Source organism: Alteromonas profundi (assembly GCF_010500865.1).
GTDB lineage: Bacteria > Pseudomonadota > Gammaproteobacteria > Enterobacterales > Alteromonadaceae > Alteromonas > Alteromonas profundi.
On record NZ_JAAAWN010000087.1, the window covers coordinates 1 to 1,094 of the forward strand.

1 protein-coding gene is annotated in these 1,094 nt (G+C 50.6%); it reads right to left on the reverse strand.

Translation table 11 applies throughout. The features are described from left to right. Window positions 1-37 precede the first annotated feature (37 nt). Window positions 38-988, reverse strand: coding sequence for an IS30 family transposase (locus GTH32_RS19275; protein ID WP_015068041.1), 951 nt, complete (start codon window positions 986-988; stop codon window positions 38-40). Window positions 989-1,094 lie beyond the last annotated feature (106 nt).

Here is a 1,094-nt window from a genome sequence, read left to right on the forward strand (position 1 = left end):
CCCGCGGATTCAACCCCGAAGTGCACCACTCGTTAAATTAAGCTGCGTCTCTTAACTGTTTGAATACTAGAGCAGGCTGCTTAAATCCGAGACATTTTCTGGGTCTCGCATTCAACGCACGCTCAACATCAGCAATCTGCTTGTCCGTCACCGTCCGCAAGTCGGTACCTTTACGGATATATTGCCGCAGCAGCCCGTTGAAGTTTTCATTCAGTCCTCGTTCCCACGAGGAGTACGGATTGGCGAAGTAGATATCCGTTTTCAACTTATCCGCGACCAGCGCGTGAGCGCAGAACTCTGCGCCATTGTCGGCGGTAATCGTGCGAACATGGCCGCGGTAGCGCCATAACATGCCAACCATTGCCCGGCCTACATCTGCGGCAGTTTTCGCTGGCACTTTGCGTATCAGGTACAGCTTACTTTTTCGTTCAACCAGGCTCACGATGGCACCTGTACCGTTCTTGCCTAGTACAGTATCGGCTTCCCAGTCACCGAATCGTTTCTTCTTATTAACAATGGCAGGGCGGCACTCAATGCCAACCCGGTTCGGAATTATAACGCGCTTCGCGCGGCTGCCTTTGCGGTATTTCCGATGACCATGTCGCAACTGCTTGAAGAGCTTTCCACCGCGCAATTTATCGCGCTGTATATAGCCATAAATCCATTCATGACTGACGCTATGCCCTATGATTTTACCTACGCCAGCGATTTGCTCAGGACTCCATTTCTGGCTCAACCCGAACTCGACGAAAGTGATAGTCAGCGCTGGTACACTGTATTTCGCAGCCTGACCTCGTCGTTTTACTGTCTTAGCGTGAGCGACTTCGGGCAGATAGTGATTGTCCCTTATTCTGTTGCGCCGGACTTCTCGACTAATGGTGCTGTGACTAACTTGCAACCGCTTCCCAATCTCCCGATAGCTGAAACCCTCGCGTAAGTAGGCTTCGATCTGGTATCGTTGCCCTTCGATCAACTGCTTGTATCTCATGGTAACTACTCATGTTTTTTGGCGATTACAGAGTACCACCAACAGGCAGTTGATCTCTTCTCACCGTTTAACCATGAGTGGTGCACTTATTATCTGAAATCGGGCC

Coding starts and splice junctions, on each gene's coding strand:
- GTH32_RS19275 (WP_015068041.1), bottom strand. CDS start 988: ATGAGATACAAGCAGTTGATCGAAGGGCAACGATACCAGATCGAAGCC.